At 60.5% G+C, this 17,524-nt stretch carries 17 protein-coding genes; 6 read left to right on the forward strand and 11 right to left on the reverse strand.

Annotation, left to right across the window (positions count from 1 at the left end):
* Positions 1-25 precede the first annotated feature (25 nt).
* Both BG841_RS06225 and BG841_RS06230 read right to left on the reverse strand, forming a co-directional pair.
* Positions 26-418 carry an acyl-CoA thioesterase gene (locus tag BG841_RS06225; RefSeq protein WP_070056865.1) on the reverse strand — a complete coding sequence of 131 codons (393 nt, stop codon included), beginning with the start codon at positions 416-418 and terminating at the stop codon, positions 26-28.
* Between the two features lie 98 nt (positions 419-516).
* Positions 517-1,296, reverse strand: a complete 780-nt coding sequence (locus tag BG841_RS06230; protein ID WP_070056866.1) for an IclR family transcriptional regulator domain-containing protein — start codon at positions 1,294-1,296, stop codon at positions 517-519.
* 198 nt (positions 1,297-1,494) lie between these two features.
* Between BG841_RS06230 and BG841_RS06235 the strand changes: the two genes are divergently transcribed.
* The 3 genes from BG841_RS06235 to pcaF are packed head-to-tail and all read left to right on the forward strand — an operon-like array spanning position 1,495 to position 4,297.
* Complete coding sequence (locus BG841_RS06235) at positions 1,495-2,310, forward strand: CoA transferase subunit A (RefSeq protein ID WP_070056867.1); 816 nt, start codon at positions 1,495-1,497, stop codon at positions 2,308-2,310.
* Entirely contained in the window at positions 2,310-3,083 is a 774-nt protein-coding gene (locus BG841_RS06240) for a CoA-transferase subunit beta (protein ID WP_070056868.1), read from the forward strand. The genes BG841_RS06235 and BG841_RS06240 overlap by 1 nt, the downstream gene beginning before the upstream one ends.
* Before the next feature lie 11 nt (positions 3,084-3,094).
* Positions 3,095-4,297, forward strand: coding sequence for a 3-oxoadipyl-CoA thiolase (gene pcaF, locus BG841_RS06245; protein WP_070056869.1), 1,203 nt, complete (start codon positions 3,095-3,097; stop codon positions 4,295-4,297).
* 87 nt (positions 4,298-4,384) lie between these two features.
* Here pcaF and BG841_RS06250 read toward each other — a convergent pair whose 3' ends face one another.
* The 3 genes from BG841_RS06250 to BG841_RS06260 form a co-directional block, all read right to left on the reverse strand.
* Positions 4,385-5,851 (reverse strand): aldehyde dehydrogenase family protein, encoded by a 1,467-nt coding sequence (locus BG841_RS06250; RefSeq protein WP_070056870.1) that lies wholly within the window; start codon positions 5,849-5,851, stop codon positions 4,385-4,387.
* 23 nt (positions 5,852-5,874) lie between these two features.
* Positions 5,875-6,675: a class I SAM-dependent methyltransferase gene (locus BG841_RS06255; RefSeq protein ID WP_198929162.1), complete on the reverse strand. Its 801-nt coding sequence runs from the start codon at positions 6,673-6,675 to the stop codon at positions 5,875-5,877.
* A 150-nt stretch (positions 6,676-6,825) separates the two neighbouring features.
* On the reverse strand, positions 6,826-8,049 hold the full coding sequence (locus tag BG841_RS06260) for an MFS transporter (protein WP_070056871.1): 1,224 nt from the start codon (positions 8,047-8,049) through the stop codon (positions 6,826-6,828).
* 426 nt (positions 8,050-8,475) lie between these two features.
* On the opposite strand from BG841_RS06260, the gene BG841_RS06265 reads away from it, so the two are divergent.
* A complete protein-coding gene (locus BG841_RS06265) occupies positions 8,476-9,378 on the forward strand; it encodes a 3-hydroxyacyl-CoA dehydrogenase NAD-binding domain-containing protein (RefSeq protein WP_070056872.1) in 903 nt (300 codons plus the stop codon).
* Here BG841_RS06265 and BG841_RS06270 read toward each other — a convergent pair.
* A complete protein-coding gene (locus tag BG841_RS06270; RefSeq protein ID WP_070056873.1) occupies positions 9,375-10,274 on the reverse strand; it encodes a LysR family transcriptional regulator in 900 nt (299 codons plus the stop codon). The genes BG841_RS06265 and BG841_RS06270 overlap by 4 nt on opposite strands.
* Before the next feature lie 103 nt (positions 10,275-10,377).
* Between BG841_RS06270 and BG841_RS06275 the strand changes: the two genes are divergently transcribed.
* Complete coding sequence (locus BG841_RS06275) at positions 10,378-11,130, forward strand: gamma-glutamyl-gamma-aminobutyrate hydrolase family protein (RefSeq protein WP_070056874.1); 753 nt, start codon at positions 10,378-10,380, stop codon at positions 11,128-11,130.
* A 91-nt stretch (positions 11,131-11,221) separates the two neighbouring features.
* Positions 11,222-12,625: an alanine/glycine:cation symporter family protein gene (locus tag BG841_RS06280; RefSeq protein WP_070056875.1), complete on the forward strand. Its 1,404-nt coding sequence runs from the start codon at positions 11,222-11,224 to the stop codon at positions 12,623-12,625.
* A gap of 155 nt (positions 12,626-12,780) precedes the next feature.
* On the opposite strand, the gene BG841_RS06285 is transcribed toward BG841_RS06280, so the two are convergent.
* From BG841_RS06285 to BG841_RS06305, 5 genes are read right to left on the reverse strand one after another with little or no spacing between them, the layout of a single operon-like run.
* A complete protein-coding gene (locus tag BG841_RS06285) occupies positions 12,781-14,037 on the reverse strand; it encodes a cytochrome P450 (protein WP_070056876.1) in 1,257 nt (418 codons plus the stop codon).
* Complete coding sequence (locus tag BG841_RS06290; RefSeq protein WP_070056877.1) at positions 14,030-15,274, reverse strand: NAD(P)/FAD-dependent oxidoreductase; 1,245 nt, start codon at positions 15,272-15,274, stop codon at positions 14,030-14,032. The genes BG841_RS06285 and BG841_RS06290 overlap by 8 nt, the downstream gene beginning before the upstream one ends.
* Entirely contained in the window at positions 15,264-15,854 is a 591-nt protein-coding gene (locus tag BG841_RS06295; protein WP_083260195.1) for a MarR family winged helix-turn-helix transcriptional regulator, read from the reverse strand. The genes BG841_RS06290 and BG841_RS06295 overlap by 11 nt, the downstream gene beginning before the upstream one ends.
* A 41-nt stretch (positions 15,855-15,895) precedes the next feature.
* Positions 15,896-16,210 carry a 2Fe-2S iron-sulfur cluster-binding protein gene (locus BG841_RS06300; protein ID WP_070056879.1) on the reverse strand — a complete coding sequence of 105 codons (315 nt, stop codon included), beginning with the start codon at positions 16,208-16,210 and terminating at the stop codon, positions 15,896-15,898.
* 3 nt (positions 16,211-16,213) lie between these two features.
* A complete protein-coding gene (locus BG841_RS06305; RefSeq protein ID WP_070056880.1) occupies positions 16,214-17,473 on the reverse strand; it encodes a cytochrome P450 in 1,260 nt (419 codons plus the stop codon).
* Between the last annotated feature and the right edge of the window lie 51 nt (positions 17,474-17,524).

The raw sequence follows: 17,524 nt of genomic DNA on the forward strand, positions 1-17,524 counted from the left end.
CCGGGGTGACGGTGCATCGCCGGTATTACTCGATCAGATGTCGGGCGAGCGCGTCCCGGACCCCGGCCGGGATGGGCACGGATTTCTCGGTGGCGTAATCGAAATGAATCAGGACCGAGGTTCCCCGTGCGATCGGTTTGCCGTCTTGCCAGGCCTCCTGGATCACCTGCAAGGAACTGTTGCCGATCTTGCCAATGCCGGTACGCACCTCGACCGGCAGCTGCCAGTAGCTTTGCGCCAGAAAATCCACCTCCACCCGGGCAATAATCAACGGCCAGGTTTTGACCTCCAGAGTGGGGTGAAAAATTTCGAAGATGGGCGTGCGCGCCTGCTCAAACCAGACCGGCATAGTGGTGTTACTGATGTGCCCGAGGGCGTCGGTGTCGCTGAACCGGGGCTGGAGCTCGAGATAAAACATGCAGTCTGTCCTTTGGGCTGAAACCGCCTACTGTACAGGTGTTTGCCTGGGCTTTCGGCGTTGGGGGCAAGTTTGCCGGGAACCGGCACGGAAGCCAGTTAACTGGTCAGTCGTTTGACCGCATCGGCCGCCTGTTGCAGACGAGGCAGGTACACGTCCATGAGCGTGTCCATGTCGACCCGCGCGGCGTTGGTGCTGATGTTGATCGCCCCCAGCAACTCGCCACTGCCGGCGAACACCGGGACGGCTGCGGATCTCAGTCCGGAATCGAGTTCCTGATCCAGAATGGCGTAGCCCTGCTGGCGAACCTTGTTTAATTCCTGCTCCAACACAGCCGGGCTGAGTACGGAGGAGGCGGTATACGGCTCAAGCTGCACCCGGGCCAGATAAGCTTGCAATTCAGCGTCCGGCAACGCGGCCAGCAACACCCGTCCCATGGAGGTGTAGGCCGCCGGCAGTCGGGTACCCACCGACAGGGTAATGGCCATCAACCGGTGGCGTGCCGACGACCGCACCACGTACACCACGTCGTCGCCGTCCAGCACCGCCAGCGACGAGGATTCACCCAGTTCGGTGGTAATGTCTTCCAGATATTGCTGAATCACCGCCCGATACTGGTTGGAGGCCTGGTAGGCGTAACCCAGCTGCAGCACCCGGGGGGTCAGTTCGAACTGGCGACCGATACGCTTGACGAACCCCAGGGCGTGGAGAGTCAACAAAAAGCGCCGGGCCTTGGCCCGGTCCATGTTGGTGCGTGCCGCCATCTCACTCAGGGTCATCCGGGGATGCTCGGCGTCAAACGCCTGCAAGACCTCAAGACCCGACGCAAGGGCGCCCACATAATCCCGATCTCCCGGTGCAAGAACATGTTCGTCCATTCTGTCTCCTTCCACACCTGTAACAATCTGAATCCGCCCATCATATCAGCTGGTTCGTGAGACGAACATTCGTGCACATGGGCCATTAACGGAAAACTTGTGCTTGACGACACATTTATTACCACGTCATCATGTTCGCATATAAAACTCATGTTCGCATAGAGAACTTCCAGGATACGCCACAATGGAGACACTCTGATGGCTGATTTTCTTTCCCTGCAGGAAGCGGTAAGCACGCACATCAATCACGGCGACACCGTAGCGATGGAAGGCTTCACCCACCTGATCCCCTTTGCCGCCGGTCATGAAATCATCCGCCAGGAAATCAGGGACCTTACCCTGATCCGCATGACACCGGATCTGATTTACGACCAGATGATCGGTGCCGGGTGTGCCAAAAAGCTGATATTTTCATGGGGCGGCAACCCCGGTGTGGGTTCGCTGCACCGCTTGCGGGATGCGGTTGAAAAGGGCTGGCCCAACTCCATTGAAATACTGGAACACAGCCACGCCGCCATGGCCTGTGCCTATGAGGCCGGAGCGGCCGGACTGCCGTTGGCGGTGCTGCGCGGTTACATCGGCAGCGATCTGCCCAAGGTGAACGAGCAGATCAAGTTTATCGAGTGCCCGTTTACCGGCGAGCGTCTGGCCGCCGTGCCGTCCGTGCGTCCGGATGTCACCGTGATTCACGCCCAGCGCGCCGACCGCAAAGGCAACGTCCTGATTGAAGGCATTGTCGGCATTCAGAAAGAAGTGGTGCTGGCCGCCAAACGCAGCATCGTCACTGTTGAAGAAATCGTGGATGACCTGAACGCGGGTGTAAACGCCTGCGTGCTGCCCTCCTGGGCGATCACGGCCATCGCCGAGGCTCCGAAAGGCGCCAGCCCCTCCTATGCGCTGGGGTATTACGAGCGCGACAACGCGTTTTATCAACAATGGGACGGCATTGCCCGCGATCGTGAAACCTTCCAGACCTGGTTGCAAGAGAACGTATTTAACAAGGGAGCTGCGTGATGAGCCTTGAATACACCGCTTCGGAAATGATGAGTATCACCGCCGCCCGGGCACTGACCAACGACATGACCTGCTTCGTCGGTATTGGTCTGCCCAGTGAGGCCGCCAACCTGGCGCGTCTGACCCATGCGCCTGACATCACCCTGATTTACGAATCCGGTACCCTGCAGACCCGGCCGGATGTGTTGCCCCTGTCCATCGGCGACGGCGAATTGTGCGAATCGGCGCTGACCACGGTGTCCGTGCCGGAAATGTTCCGCTACTGGCTGCAGGGCGGTCACATCAGCGTCGGCTTTCTGGGCACCGCCCAGATTGACCGGTACGCCAACCTGAACACCACCCTGATTGGCGACTACCGGGCACCCAAGGTGCGCCTGCCCGGCGGCGGCGGTGCCCCGGAGATCGCCACCAACGCCCGGGAAGTGTTCATTACCGTCAAGCACTCCAAACGCACCTTCGTAAAGGATGTGGACTTTGTGACCACGGTGGGCTTTGGCCGCGATGGCAAGGCCCGTGAGCAGGTACCCAACATAGGCCGCGGCCCCACGGTAGTGATTACCGATTTGTGCATTCTCAAGCCCGAGCCGGGCACCAACGAACTGGTGGTCACCGCGCTGCATCCGAACGTCACCCGGGAACAGGTGATCGAGGCCACCGGCTGGGAGATCCGCTTTGCGGAGGCGCTGGCTACGACCCCGGAGCCAACCAGCAACGAACTGGAAGTCTTGCGTGACCTCAAGGCACGCACCCACGCCCATCACGCCGGACAATAATGAGGAACCGTATGAACAACGTATATCTTTGCCATCCACGCCGCTCGGCCATCGGCCGCTTCAGCGGTACCCTGGCCAGCGTGCGTCCGGATGACCTGGCCGCGGATGTTTTCAAAGCCGTGCTGGCCCAGGCACCCGATCTGGATCCGGCCGCCATTGATGAAGTCATGATGGGCTGCGCCAACCAGGCCGGCGAAGACAACCGCAACGTGGCCCGTATGTCAGCATTGCTGGCCGGCCTGCCCATTTCGGTCCCCGGCACCACGCTCAACCGCCTGTGCGGTTCCGGGATGGATGCGGTCGGCACCGCCTTCCGCGCCATTCGTGCCGGTGAAATGGACCTGGTGCTGGCCGGCGGCGTCGAATCCATGTCGCGGGCTCCCTACGTGATGGGCAAGGCCGACAACGCCTTTTCCCGGGGCCAGAAAATCGAGGACACCACCATTGGCTGGCGCTTCGTCAACCCGCTGATGAAACAGCAGTACGGCATCGATGCCATGCCCGAAACAGCCGAAAACGTCGCCGAACAGTTCAACGTATCGCGGGAAGATCAGGATCTGTTCGCGTTGCGTTCCCAGGAGAAGGCGGCCCGGGCTCAGCAGGACGGCGTTTTTGCCGAAGAAATCGTGCCGGTGTCCATTCCGCGCCGCAAACAGGACCCACTGGTGTTCGACACCGATGAGCATCTGCGCAGCACCTCGCTGGAAAAACTGGCGGCCCTGCCGGCCCCGTTCCGTTCCGGCGGCAGCGTCACCGCCGGCAACGCCTCCGGCGTGAACGATGGCGCCGCCGCCATGCTGGTGGCCAGCGAAGCCGCCGTGACCACCCACGGCCTCAAGCCCCTTGCCAGAATTCTGGGCATGGCCACCGCCGGGGTAGAGCCGCGCATCATGGGCATAGGCCCGGTACCGGCGGTACAAAAATTGTTGGAGAAACAGGGCCTCAGCCTGGCCGACATTGACGTCATCGAACTCAACGAAGCCTTCGCGGCCCAAGGTCTGGCGGTGATGCGCGAGCTGGGCATCGCCGACGACGACCCCCGGGTGAACCCCAACGGTGGCGCCATTGCCCTGGGCCACCCACTGGGTATGTCCGGCGCCCGTCTGTTGCAGACTGCTGCCCACCAGCTGCAGCGCAGCGGTGGCCGTTATGCCTTGTGCACCATGTGTGTGGGCGTCGGTCAGGGTATTGCTACCCTCATTGAGCGGGTCTGACCAAGCTCGACACACAGTCGTAGCGCAACGTATCGGACCAATAGCAGCGAGGGGGGGGCCGTAGCATTCCCCTCGCTGCTGGTACGATCAGAACGGGTACTGGCGCGGTGCCCGCTGCACACTCACCCATTGCACGGTGGTAAACTCGTCAATGGCCCAGTTGCCGTTGAAACGGCCCAGTCCGGAGTTTTTCTCACCGCCGAAGGGCATGTGGGCTTCATCATTCACCGGCATGTCGTTGACGTGGGTCATCCCGGAGCGGATCTGCCGGGCGAACCGCGCTCCACGCTCCGGATCACCACTGAACACCGCACTGGAAAGGCCAAAATCGGTGGCGTTGGCCAGCTCCAGGGCGTGCGCTTCGTCCCGGGCTTTGTGAATGCCCACCAATGGCCCGAAAATTTCCTCCCGGCTGAGCTCCATGTCGGGGGTGACCTCACCGAACACATGGGGCGGCAGCAGTTGTCCGTCCACCTCACCTTCCAGCAATACCCGGGCGCCCTGTTGTTTCGCGGTAGCGATTTTTTGCTGCAACCCCTCCAGCTGGGACGGGTTGATGATGGGGCCAATGCTGGTGTCACCGGCGGCCGGATCCCCCACCCTGAGGGTTTGTGTGTGGGCCACAAAGCCGGCCACAAATTCGTCGTAGCGGCTCTGATCGACAATGATCCGGTTGATTGCCATGCAAATCTGCCCCTGATGCAGAAAGCTGCCGAACACCGCAGCTTTGACCGCCTGATCGATGTCCGCATCATCCAGCACCACGAACGGGCTGTTGCCCCCCAACTCCAGAGCCACTTTTTTGAGATGCCGGCCCCCGGTGGCGATGGTACCGATCTGCTTGCCCACCGGCGTGGACCCGGTAAAGGAAATCAACGCCGGCACCGGATGGGCCACAAAACTCTCACCGATGGCCGCGCCGGAACCGACGATCACGCTCAGCAACCCCGCGGGCAGACCGGCTTCTTCAAACATGCGCGCAATCAGCAAGCCGCCGCTGACCGGGGTGTCGCTGGCGGGTTTGAGCACCACGGCATTGCCGAGCGCCAGAGCGGGCGCAACGGAGCGCTGCGACAGGTGCAGCGGAAAGTTCCAGGGACTGATCACCCCCACCACGCCCAGCGGCCGCCGGTCGACCTGGTTTTCTTTGCCGGGTACATCACTGTCCATGGTCATGCCATGGGCCCGGGCGGGCATGCTCGCCGCTTCCAGGGTAATGCCCCGGGCACTGCCCCATTCGATGGTGGCTTTCAGGCGGGTGCTGCCCGACTCGCGAATCAGCCAGTCAATGATTTCATCCTTGCGCGCATCGAAAATCGCCACCACCCGGTGCAGCAGCGCCGCCCTCTCCGCGGGCGGTGTTTGCGCCCACGCCACCTGCGCCTCGGCCGCCTTCCGGTAGGCCTGATCGAGGTCGGCGGCGGTGGCTGCACGTAATGCGGTCAAGGTCTCACCGGTGTACGGATTGGTCACTCTGATGGTTTCATCGCCACCACCTGCACGCCACTCTCCGGCCAGCGACTGGAACTGAAAACCCTGATAAGCCTCTGTCATCGTAATTCCCATCCTCCCAACGGTCAGGCCGCCACGCGCTTGGCCGGGGCCGCTTGCTTGCTGCTTTCTGCCGCCACCAGCTGGTCGTCCTCAAACCGCATGACAAAACTGTCCGCCGCAGCGGCGTCGTTTTCCTGGATCACCAATTCCAATAACGCACCCTGTAACAGCGCACTCTGCAGCTTGGCGGGGCGGCCTTCCACCCAGGCTTTGCCGGTGACCTGCTGGTACTTCTGTTTCAGTTCCACCCGGTATTCCTTGCCGTCCGTGCCCTGCCAGTGCCAGCTACCGGCCACCGCTGCCGGCACAATCCATTTGTACAAACGCACGCCACTGAAGTTCAGCTGCTCATCGGCCTTCCAGTCGCCCATGTTGAACGCGTGGGACACTATGCGAGCCCCCGGGCGCAATTCGGACAACAACCGGGGACGTAATTCCACATTCACCGAATCCAGCAGGTAAAGCGTTACCACGGTCGCTTCGCTGAAATCGGCGGTTAACAGATCACCTTCGACGAAATCGACCAGATACTCCACCCCGGTATCCCCGGCGTACTCCATGGCATCCGCAATCCGGGCCGGATCCATATCCACACCGACCCCCCGGGTGCTTCTGTTCAGCGCGGCAGCAACCACAATGCGACCATCCCCGCAGCCCAGGTCATAGAGCACGTCCTTGCGGCCCACATAGGCAAAATCCAGCATGGCCTCGACCACCTTTTCATCCGTCGGCACATAAGGCACATCCAGATACAGGTCCGGCTCCATGGAATAGCCGTCGAAATCAAAGTCCAGGTCACCGTCAAACTCTAGATCGCTAAACAAAAATGGACACCTCAAAATCAAGTGGTTACAAACTTGGGCACTATGGCGGTGTTGTTTGCCAATGGGTGCAGAAGAGACTGAAGCAGTGCTTCATTGTTGGCCAAAGCACCCGGGAAGGCAATGTTACCGCCCTGAACGCCGGGGCGGGCATCAGGATTTCCCCATGGGGGCGTCTCCAACCCCCACGGCGCCCGACACCCGGCGGCTGAGACGCAGCCACAGCACCGCCAGGATCACCAGCGCCACAGGCACCAGCATGGTCATGTTCAGGCGCTGCCAGCCCAGCTGGTGCAGCAGCGACCCCGACATCAGCGACCCCATGGCCACCAGCGTAAAGATCGCCAGGTCGTTGACGCCCTGCACCTTGCCCCGCTCGGCTTCGGTGTGCACGCTGGCGAGCAGGGTGCTGGCCCCCACAAACAGGAAATTCCAGCCCACCCCGAGCAACACCAGAGCACACCAGTAGTGGCCCAGACTGTCGCCCAGTGTGGCGGTGAGCGCGGACAGAGCGAGCAGCGCACTGCCACTCAAAAGAATACGACTGACCCCGAACCGGGCGATCAGGCCACCGGTCACAAACGAGGGCGCAAACATGCCGAGGACATGCCATTGCATGATGAATGCCACCTGCCCCATGTCAAACCCGCTGGCGCGCATGGCCAGTGGGGTCGCGGTCATCACCAGGGCCATGACGGCATAACCCACGGCCCCGGCGGTCAGCGCGACCAGAAATGCCGGCTGCGCCGCCACCCTGGCCAGCGGCCGGCCCACCTCCCCCGGTTGCGGTTCGCCACGGGCGGGCACTTGCAGCCGGGTGAGCACGGTGATCGCCAGCAGGGCGAGCAGCGCGATCACCAGATAGGGCCCCCCCATGGGCACCCGGGCAATCAGATTGATGGTGCTGCTGGCGCTCCAGGGGCCGAGAAAGGCCGCCACCACCCCTCCGGCCATGACGTAGGAAATCGCCCGACTGCGAAACGCCGGACTGGCCACATCCGCTGCCGCGAACCGGTAGTACATGGCGAAGCCCTGGTACAAACCGAGCAACAGACTGCCCACGCAGAACAGCCAGAATGAGCCCACCGCAATGGCCGCAAAGCTCAACAGCCCGCCGGCCACTCCACCCAGGCTGGCGCCGGTGATAAACCCGCTGCGACGGCCCACGCGTTTCATTAACAGGGAGGCGGGCAGCGTGGAGAAGACAGTACCCACCATCATCGCGGCAATGGGCAGGGTCGCCAGATCCGGATCGGGGCTCAGCGCCTGGCCGACCACTCCGCTCAGCGTCATCACCGTGATGGACGCCACCATGAACAGTATCTGGCTGATCACCAGGACCGCGACATTACGCTTTTCAAGACGGTACGAGTCCACGGAACACTTTCTCCTCGGTTCACTCGGATCCGGACACCGAACCGCGCACGTCCGCTGCAGCGGCCGCGCTGGCGTGTGACGAAGGCCCCTGACACGCGGATCCGGCGGGTGTTGGGGTAAATCGCAAGGCCGAATTGGAAGGGCGTGGTTAGCGCCGTTGCAAGCCGGCGAATTGGCCCATGGTGTCGAAAACCATGACGCCCCAGTCAGCCAGTAAACGATTGTTTTGTCAAATTGAGGAAAGGCCAGACTGGTGTTGAACCGGGGTCAGCCAAAACGATTCTTCATCCAATTCGTTCGTAGAACGAACGCAAGTTCGTGTAATATAGCCGCATCCAATCCATCACTGACCGTGTTCAGTGCGACACCCATACCGGGCTGGCTGACACAGAGCCCGGGCGGGGCGAACAGAAGGAAGGACAAGCGATGCAAATCGAATCATCACGCGCGGCGATAGTGGGTGCCGGCACCATGGGCACCACTCTGGCCAAATTAATGGTCGCGCAAGGCGTTAGCGTCACCCTGGTCGACACCAACCCCGGGGTGCTGGAAACCAGCCGGTTGAGCCTGGGGGACTGCGCCGCCTCCGTGTGCTTCACGACTGAATTAACCGCGGCGCATCGTCCGGATTATGTGATCGAGAGCGTACCCGAAATCACCGCTCTCAAGCAGGAGGTGGTGGCCCAGATTGAATCCCGGGTGCCTGATTCCACCCTCATCATGACCAACACCTCCGGCATCCCGATCGATGACATCGCCAGTCGCATGCGTTTACCGCAACGGTTCCTGGGGGCGCACTTCTTCAACCCGGCGGACATTGTCCCGGCAGTCGAGGTGGTTCCCGGCCACCGGACTGAGGCGACGGTTATCGAGGCGGCCTGCGCCTGGCTGGCCCAGCTGGGCAAACGCCCGGCGGTACTGAACACCTGCGTGCCGGGATTCGTTGCCAACCGGATCCAGCACGCGGTGATGCGGGAGTGCCTCGCTTTGTTGGAGCAAGGCGTGGTGGAACCGGAGGCCCTGGATGACATAGTGCAGTACTCCATCGGGGTGCGCATGGCGCTGAACGGTCCCCTGCGGCAGCGTGATCTGAACGGCCTCGATACTCACCTGAACATCGCCCGCTACCTCTATCCGGATCTGGATGCGCGCGACACGCCCGCGGCCTTGCTGGCCGATTACGTGGCCGAGGGACGCTTGGGGGCCAAGGCCGGGCAAGGCTTTTTCCAGTGGAGCGAGGAATCCCGTGCGCAGTCCCAGGCGCAGGAACGGGTCGACCTGCACCGCATTATTGCCATTGCCCTGCAACAGGACCGCACCCGCGCCTAGCCCGAGGTCGCCGGGATCCGGCTTTTGATGTAGTCAATGAACAGCCGGGCGACCTCATCCAGCGCCTCTGGGTTCCAGACCATGCTGAGATCGAAGGTGAGCCGGTGATTGCTCAGGGGAATGGCGTGCAGGGATGCGGGCAACTGGTTCACGATGCCTTCCCCCAAAATGCCGATGCCCTCGCCCATGCGCAGGTGGGCCATCATGTCCGGCAGTTCGTCGGCTTCAGCGACGACCCGTGGCACAAACCCGGCACTCAGACAAAGGGCGTTAATAATTTCACGATAATAGCCCCAGCGCTGCACATTACCCAGAATCATGGGCTCGTCGGCCAGCTCCTCAACCGGCAGTCGCTCGCGCCTGCCCCAAGGGTGCCCTTCATGGACCACGACCACCGGCTGCTCCCGGGAGATTCGCCAGGAGGCCAACGGGGGCCGGCAGGCATTGGAAAAGGCAAACCCCAGCTGAATGCTGCCTTGATGCAGGGCCTCCAGCTGTTCACTGGTGGCCAGCAGACGCAGTTGCACTTCAATATCCGGGTAGGTTTTGCGGAAGCCGACAATCAGGTTGGGCATACACCCCGTCGAAGCGAAGATCCCGTACCCGATCAATAACTTGCCTGTTTTAAGAGCCGCCGTGTGCCGGGCCCGGGCCACCCCTTCTTGCAGGATGCTGGTGGCGCGTCCGGCATGGTCGGCCAGAATCAGTCCGGCGGCCGTGGGCACCACGCCGCGCGGCTGGCGCACCAGCAGCTGCACCTTCAGTTCTTCCTCCAGCGCTTTCATGGCACGGCTCAGGGCAGGCTGGGCAACATGCAGCTGGCGTGCCGCTGCATGGATGTTGCCCTGCTCCACCACGGCCAGAAACTGCACCAGACGCCGCTGTAATAGGTCCACTCGAGATACCTTCAATGCATCCATCTATACCAAATACATATTACAAAAGTATCACCATCGCGGGTAATCTTGCGCGACATTTTTTACCGGCCTTGAGAGTGACATGAAACCGTTAATTGGCGTGTTGTCTGACTTCAGCGAAGACGATCAGATCGGCCTTTCCACCAAACTGGGATTTCGCGGCCAGGAATGGCAGTTGCTGGCCAGCGATTACGTGCGAGCCATCGAATACAGTGGCGGCATTCCGGTGATCATCCCGGTCTTGCAGAGCCAGGATCACCTGCCCGCGTTACTGTCCCGTCTGGATGGCCTGTTTCTGACCGGCGGCTCGGACATCGACCCGCAACTCTACGGCGAGCTGCCGACGGCGGGACTGGGCGACATCAACCCCCAGCGGGACGCCCATGAACTGGCCCTGGTGGGCCTGGCCCTGCAGCAAATGAACTACCCCATTCTGGGCATTTGCCGCGGCCTGCAGCTGCTGAATGTGGCGGCCGGCGGCACCCTGTATCAGGATCTGGCCAGCCAGCGTCCCTCCGAGCTGCATCATACCAACTGGAATTCCCCCAAGTACCATCCGGTATTTAGCGCCGAGATCAGCCAGGGTTCCCGCCTGGCGGCCGCCTTCGATACGCTGACCCTGCCCATAAACAGCTATAACCACCAGGCGGTGAAAGCTCTGGCGCCGGGCTTTCAAGCCACCATGACCGCCCCCGACGGGCTGATCGAAGGCATTGAACAAGACGGCCAGCGGTGGGTCTGTGCGGTGCAATGGCACCCGGAAATGATGGCGGAGCGTCACCCCCGTTACCAGCGGTTGTTCAGCAGCTTCGTCGAGGCGTGCCAACAACAATAACCGGCACCCTTCTCGCGAAAGACGCGGCACCGCACCCTGGGCCGTGCGCCACTGGCCCTCACTTAACAACAATTGAAACCTGGATAATTCTATGTTCGATATCAACCAGATTATTGGCACTCTCACCGGCTTGATTTGGGGGCCCTGGATGTTGGTCGCCCTCGTGGGCATCGGCGTTTACTACACCTTCCGCCTTGGGTTTTTCCAGTTGCTTCGTTTCCCCTTTGTGATGAAACAAACCCTGGGGCGCGCATTTCTGCCGGAAGATCAGATAGCCGGTGAAGGCACCCTGCTGCCCCGGCAAGCGGCGACGGCCGCCATGTCTTCTACCGTGGGGGTGGGCAATATTGTCGGGGTCGCCAGTGCCTTGATCCTGGGCGGACCCGGGGCCATCGTGTGGATGTGGATTTCGGCCTTTTTCGGTATGGCCACCAAGTACGCCGAAATCGTGCTCAGCATCGCCTACCGGGAAAAAGACCAGAAGGGCATCTACCGCGGCGGTCCGGCCTGGTACATGCGTAAGGGTCTCAAGGCCCCCTGGCTGGCCAATATTTTCACCGTATGCCTGGCGGTGGTGTGCCTGGCCGGTAATATGATCCAGTCCAACGCCATTGCCGGCAATGTGGAAAGTCTGGTGTCCCTGGACCCTCTGTGGACCGGGCTGATCCTGATGGGTCTGGTGGCGGCGGTCTCCGTGGGTGGGGTGCGCCGACTGGGCAAAGTCACCGAGAAGGTGGTGCCGGTCATGGTGGTGCTCTATCTGTTCGGTGGCATCCTCACCATCCTGTACCACGCCACCGCATTGCCTGAGGTGATTGCCGGTATGTTCAGCGCCGCTTTCTCGCTGGAGTCCGTGGGTGGCGGTGTGGCCGGCTATGCCATCATGGAGATCATCCGCTACGGCGTGGCCCGCGGTCTGTATTCCAACGAAGCGGGCATGGGTACCGCGCCCATTGCCCACGCCTCGGCCAAGACCGACCATCCGGCCCGTCAGGGTATGTGGGGTATTACCGAAACCTTCATCGATACCTTCCTGGTGGGCACCATCACCGCGCTGGCCATTCTCACCAGTGGGGTGCTGAGCACCGGCAGCGATGCCACCATCCTGGCCAGTCAGGCGTTCGACACCGTGGTGCCAGGGTTCCGCTACGTGGTTTCCATCTCCATTGTGCTGTTTGCCTTCTCCACCATCATCGCCATCAACTACTACGGCGAATCCATGTGTTTCTTCCTGGGTGGTCAGCGGTTGTCTATGGCGTACCGGTACCTGTTCCTGCCGTTTACCATCATTGGTGCGGTTGGCGGTCTGAAGATGATCTGGTCGGTGTCCGACCTGCTGTTCGGGCTGGCGGTGATCCCCAACCTGATCGCCATCCTGCTGCTGAGTCCCAAGGTCATCGCCCTGTCGAAGGAGTTCTTTCAGGACATCGCGGTGCGTGAACGGGCACAGGAACACCCACACCCCCAGACCCGCCCCGACGCTTCAGGTAGCTGATGCGCGGCACGCGGTCGACGCAGTAGAGGCCACAGAACCGCTGCCCTGCTGACGGATGGCTGGCCAGATTAACCAAAAAAACCGGGGGCACTTGGCCCCCGGTTTTTTCGGTTTAAAACTCCGGTCTGTTTCCGGATCGGCTGTGGATGCCAGGATTAACCTTGCAGATCCACCCACAGTTTGACCGGCCCGCGGAAGCCCATGTTGAGCGGCCATTCAACTTTCTCGTCCGCCGCCAGCTTCATGTTCGGGAAGCGCCGGGTCAGTTCTTCCAGCAGGATTTTCATTTCCAGACGGGCCAGCGGGGCACCCATGCAAAAATGGATGCCGTTGCCGAATGCCAGGTGCTGACGGGCGTTTCTGCGCTCCACATCGAACTGCATGGGGCAGCCGAACTGCTTTTCATCGTGGTTCGCCGACACCAGCGACATCAGGATGGTGGCGCCTGCGGGAATGGCTACGCCGCCGATTTCCACGTCGGTCAGGGCCATCCGCCGCCAGGTAATGAAGGGGGTCATGTAGCGCAGGCCCTCTTCCACCGCGTTGGGGATCAGACTCGGATCCGCGACCACCTTTTCCCATTGATCCCGGTCGCTGAGCATGGCCCAGAGCATGTTGGCCGAACCGTTCGAGGTGGTCTCATGACCGGCCAGCAACACGCCGTGTATCAGGCTGTGTACTTCGTTCATGGTCAGCACCTCATCGTCACCGTTGCGCGAACGCAACAGATGACTGACATAGTCCTCACCCAGCCCTTCCTCTTGCCGCTGGGCGACTATGCCCTTACAGAAATTCCAATACTCGAGGACACTTTCCGCCCCTTCGCGCATTTCCGCTTCGGTGGGCTTTCCCCAAATCATGTTGAACCGGTTTTCGCCCCACGCCTTCACTTGCGCGGAGGCTTCCTCGGGCACCCCCACCAGGCGGAACAGCACCTTGGCCGGCAGTTCGTAGGTCAGCTCTTCCACCAGGTCGACCCGATTCTTGCCCTCCAGGGCCGCCACTTCCCGCTGGGTAAGTTCGCGAATTTGCGACTCGTACTGATTGAAGTTTTTCTGGTTCAGAAACTGCCCGGCAATGTTACGGATGCGGGTATGCTTGGGCCGGTCCGCATTCGTCTGGGTCGGTTCACGGGTAAAACCACCCTCCTGGAATATCTTGACCACTTCCGGGGAATAGCCCGTGATCGGCGCCTGCGCATTCTGGGCGGAGAACCGATCCGGGTCGCGGAACACGGCCTGAATATCCTCCCGCCGGGTCAAGACGTAGCAGTCCAGCTCCTTGTTGTAAAACACCGGCTGGGAATCGCGAGCTTCTTGCAGAAATTCAAACATGCCTTCCTGTTCGAACGGACGGAAACGCTCGCCGAACTCTGCACCGGAAAAGGGACAGGATGGTTTTACGTCAGACATTTTTTGACTCCCGGGAGGCCAAGGCTGCTTTTATGGCTTCGACGCCTTGCACCACCTCCGCTTCAGTAGGTGAAAAGTTCTCTTTCAACATTTTCCGGGCCAGCATGTGCTCGCCCGGCCGATTGATGGTTTCGACCGCACACAGTTGTTCGCCCAGATAATGGTAAACCGCAAAGTTGGCATCAGCGGGCTCCCCACTGATCACTTGCCTGGTGCCCGGCTTGGCGAGGCCGGCAATCTGTAGGCGGTTGGCGCCCTGTACCGACCAGAACCAGGGGATGGCGTGATATTCTTCCTGAGCGGAGCCGGTCAGCGCCTCCGCCACGTAATTGGCCTGGTCGGTCGCGTTCTGTACCGATTCCAGCCGCAACGAGTGACTGGCGCTGGGGTCCGGGAAGAACACACAATCCCCCAGAGCGTACACATTGGGGGCGGCTTGCAATTGCCCGTTCACCACGATGCCGTTGGTGCACTCAAGGCCCAGATCCTCGGCCAACCCGGACTCAGGCACCGACCCGATCGCCACCACCGCCAGGCCCGCCTCGAACCGTTCTCCGGCGGCGGTCACCACGTGGCTGATGCGTTTGCCATCGCCCTCGAAGCGGGACACTTCCTCGTTCAATAAAATGCGGACACCCAGTTTTTCCGCTTCGGTCTTCAGAAATTCCGACATGACCGGCGACACCGCCCGCTGCAGAAGTCGCGGGGTCTGTTCCAGAACGGTGATGGTGCGGCCTTCTCCGGCCAGACTGCAGGCCAGCTCCAGGTTGATAAAACCGCCGCCGACGAGCACCAGTTCTTTGGTCTGAAACAGCGCTTCGCGAATTTTTTCCGCATCGGCCAGGGTCTTCAGACTGACGATTCCCTCCAGACCGGCGCCTTCAATCGCCAGCTTGCGCGGCGACGCACCGGTGGCCAGCACCAGCTGTTTGAATCCCAGCTCGGTGCCGTTGGTCAGGGTCAGTGAACCGGCTTGCAAATCACCCCCTGCCACCCGACAACCCGGCATAAACGAGATGTTCGGGCTGGACAGGGCACCGCCGGTCAGCAGCGGCCGGGAATCAACCTGTTCTGTTTTCAGGTATTCCTTGGACAAGGGGGGGCGATGATAGGGCTGAAACATTTCATCGCTGATCAGGGCCACACTGCCGGTATACTTTTTGCGCACCAACACGTTCACCAAGTGCGCGCCGGCATGCCCGGCGCCGATAATCACAACGTCAAATTCATTTTTCATGTTCAGTAGTCCATTCCGGTGACGGCATATCAATCAGCTCGTCAGGCAGGCTGGAAATGCTCTCGATAAGCACCTCGAGAATCTGCCTGAACTGATCGACCTGGGCTCCATCAAGGCGAGACAACACACGCTGATATATTTCAACGGATACGTTCAGCATGTCGTCGTGCAATTTTTGTCCGGCGGCGGACAGCTGCCAGACCTTGACCCGTTCATCGTTGGCATCCGGCTGCCAGCGCACGTAGCCGCGCTGCTCCAAGCGGGACAAGGTGCGACTGACTGCAGCTTTGTCGACTCTCAGATAGTTCACCACCATCTTCGACGGGATGTTCGGATTACGATACAGAACAACCATCAGCCGCCAGTCCAGACTGCCCACACCGAACTGTTTCAGGAAAATTCTGGAGGTGGACTGTTTGTACTGATTGGCGGCGTAACCAAGCAGTACCATCGGGGAATTTTTCAGACACAGGGTTACCTGCTTCTCGGCGCTGCCCGGTGCACTGAACCAGTCCAGATACTGGCCTTCATCCACCCCCGCATGTGCGCCTTCCCCAGGCTTGCTTATTGGATTGTCCATACACGTTATCTCTGCTCAGAGACCACCGCCCGGGTGGTCAGTTACCACGCCACTTTCAGACGGATACCATCCAGTTCCGGCGAGGCCACCAGCTGACAGCTCAAGCGGCTGGTGGGGGTGCGCCCGGACTCCACCATGTCGAGCATTTCGTTTTCCATGGCGAAAGGCTCACCTGCTTTGATGCCGCAACTTTCGTCCACTTCCACGTGGCAGGTGGCACAGGCCATGGAGCCGCCGCATTCGCCATAAATGGATTCGATGTCGTTGGCCATGGCCGCCTCCATCAGGTTGACGCCCTCTTCGACAGAGGCTTTGTGCTCGCTACCGTCCGGATAGACCCAATATACAGTGATCATCTTTTACTCTCCTAACTCTACCAACAGTTTTACGGGGCCTCGAAACCCCATATTGAGCGGCCACTCGATGTTGTCTTTCTCGACCAACCGCATGTTCGGATAACGCTGTGTCAGCTCTTCGAGCAGAATTTTCATCTCCATACGGGCCAGGGGAGCCCCCATGCAAAAGTGAATACCGTTGCCAAACGCCAGATGTTGACGGGCGTTTTTCCGCTCAACATCAAACGCGAGCGGACCCTCAAAGGAATCTTCATCGTGGTTCGCGGACACCAGCGACATCAGAATGGTGGCGCCTGCGGGGATGGCAACGCCGCCGATTTCAACATCGGTCAGGGTCATGCGACGCCAGGTAATAAAAGGTGTCATATAGCGCAGCCCCTCTTCCACCGCGTTCGCTATCAGACTCCGGTCAGCCACCAGCTTGTCCCATTGTTCGCGATCGCTCAGCAGCGCCCAGAGCAGGTTGGCCGAACCGTTCGAGGTGGTCTCATGACCGGCTGCCAGCACCCCATGCACGAGGCTGTAGATCTCGTTCATGGTCAGGATTGCATCATCGCCATTGCGTGCGCGCAGCAGATGACTGACGTAATCATCGCCTTCGACACCGCTCTCCAGGCGGTCATTGACGACACTTTTGCAAAAATCGTAATACTCGACCAGCCCGCGGGCGCCGGCGATGGTGTCGTCTTCGGTCGGTTTGCCCCAGATCATGTTGAAGGTGTTATCCGACCACCGTTTCACCCGATACGACTCTTCCTGTGGCACACCCACCAGCAAAAACAGTACCTTGGCCGGCAGTTCGTAGGTCAGTGCCTCAACCAGATCGACGGTACCCGTGGGCGGAAGCGTAGCGATCTGCTGGCGGGTGAGCTCCCGTATTTGATCTTCATACCGGGCGAAGCGTTTCTGATTCAGAAACTGTCCGGCAATATTGCGTATGCGGGTGTGTTTGGGGCGATCCGTATTGGCCTGGGTTGGCTCACGGGTGAACTCGCCGTCCACCAGGATTTCATGCACGTCCGCGGAATAGGCATTGACCGGGGATTGTGAGTTGCTGGCGGAAAAACGATCCGGATCGCGGAAGATTGCCTGAATATCGGCTTTTTTGGTGACCACCCAGCAATCCAGTTCCTGGTTGTAGAACACCGGCTGCTGCGCACGGGCCTCCTTGAAGAATGCGAACATGCCCTCCTGCTCGTAAGGACGGAAGCGCGCGCCTAAGGACCCCGTTGAAAAAGGACAGGTTTGCAGATCTGCAGTCATTGTTGTTATTCCTCACTGGTTTTCATGCCATCGTAAATCAGCATTGTTGAC

This window comes from Marinobacter sp. X15-166B (assembly GCF_001752365.1).
Taxonomy (GTDB): Bacteria; Pseudomonadota; Gammaproteobacteria; order Pseudomonadales; family Oleiphilaceae; genus Marinobacter.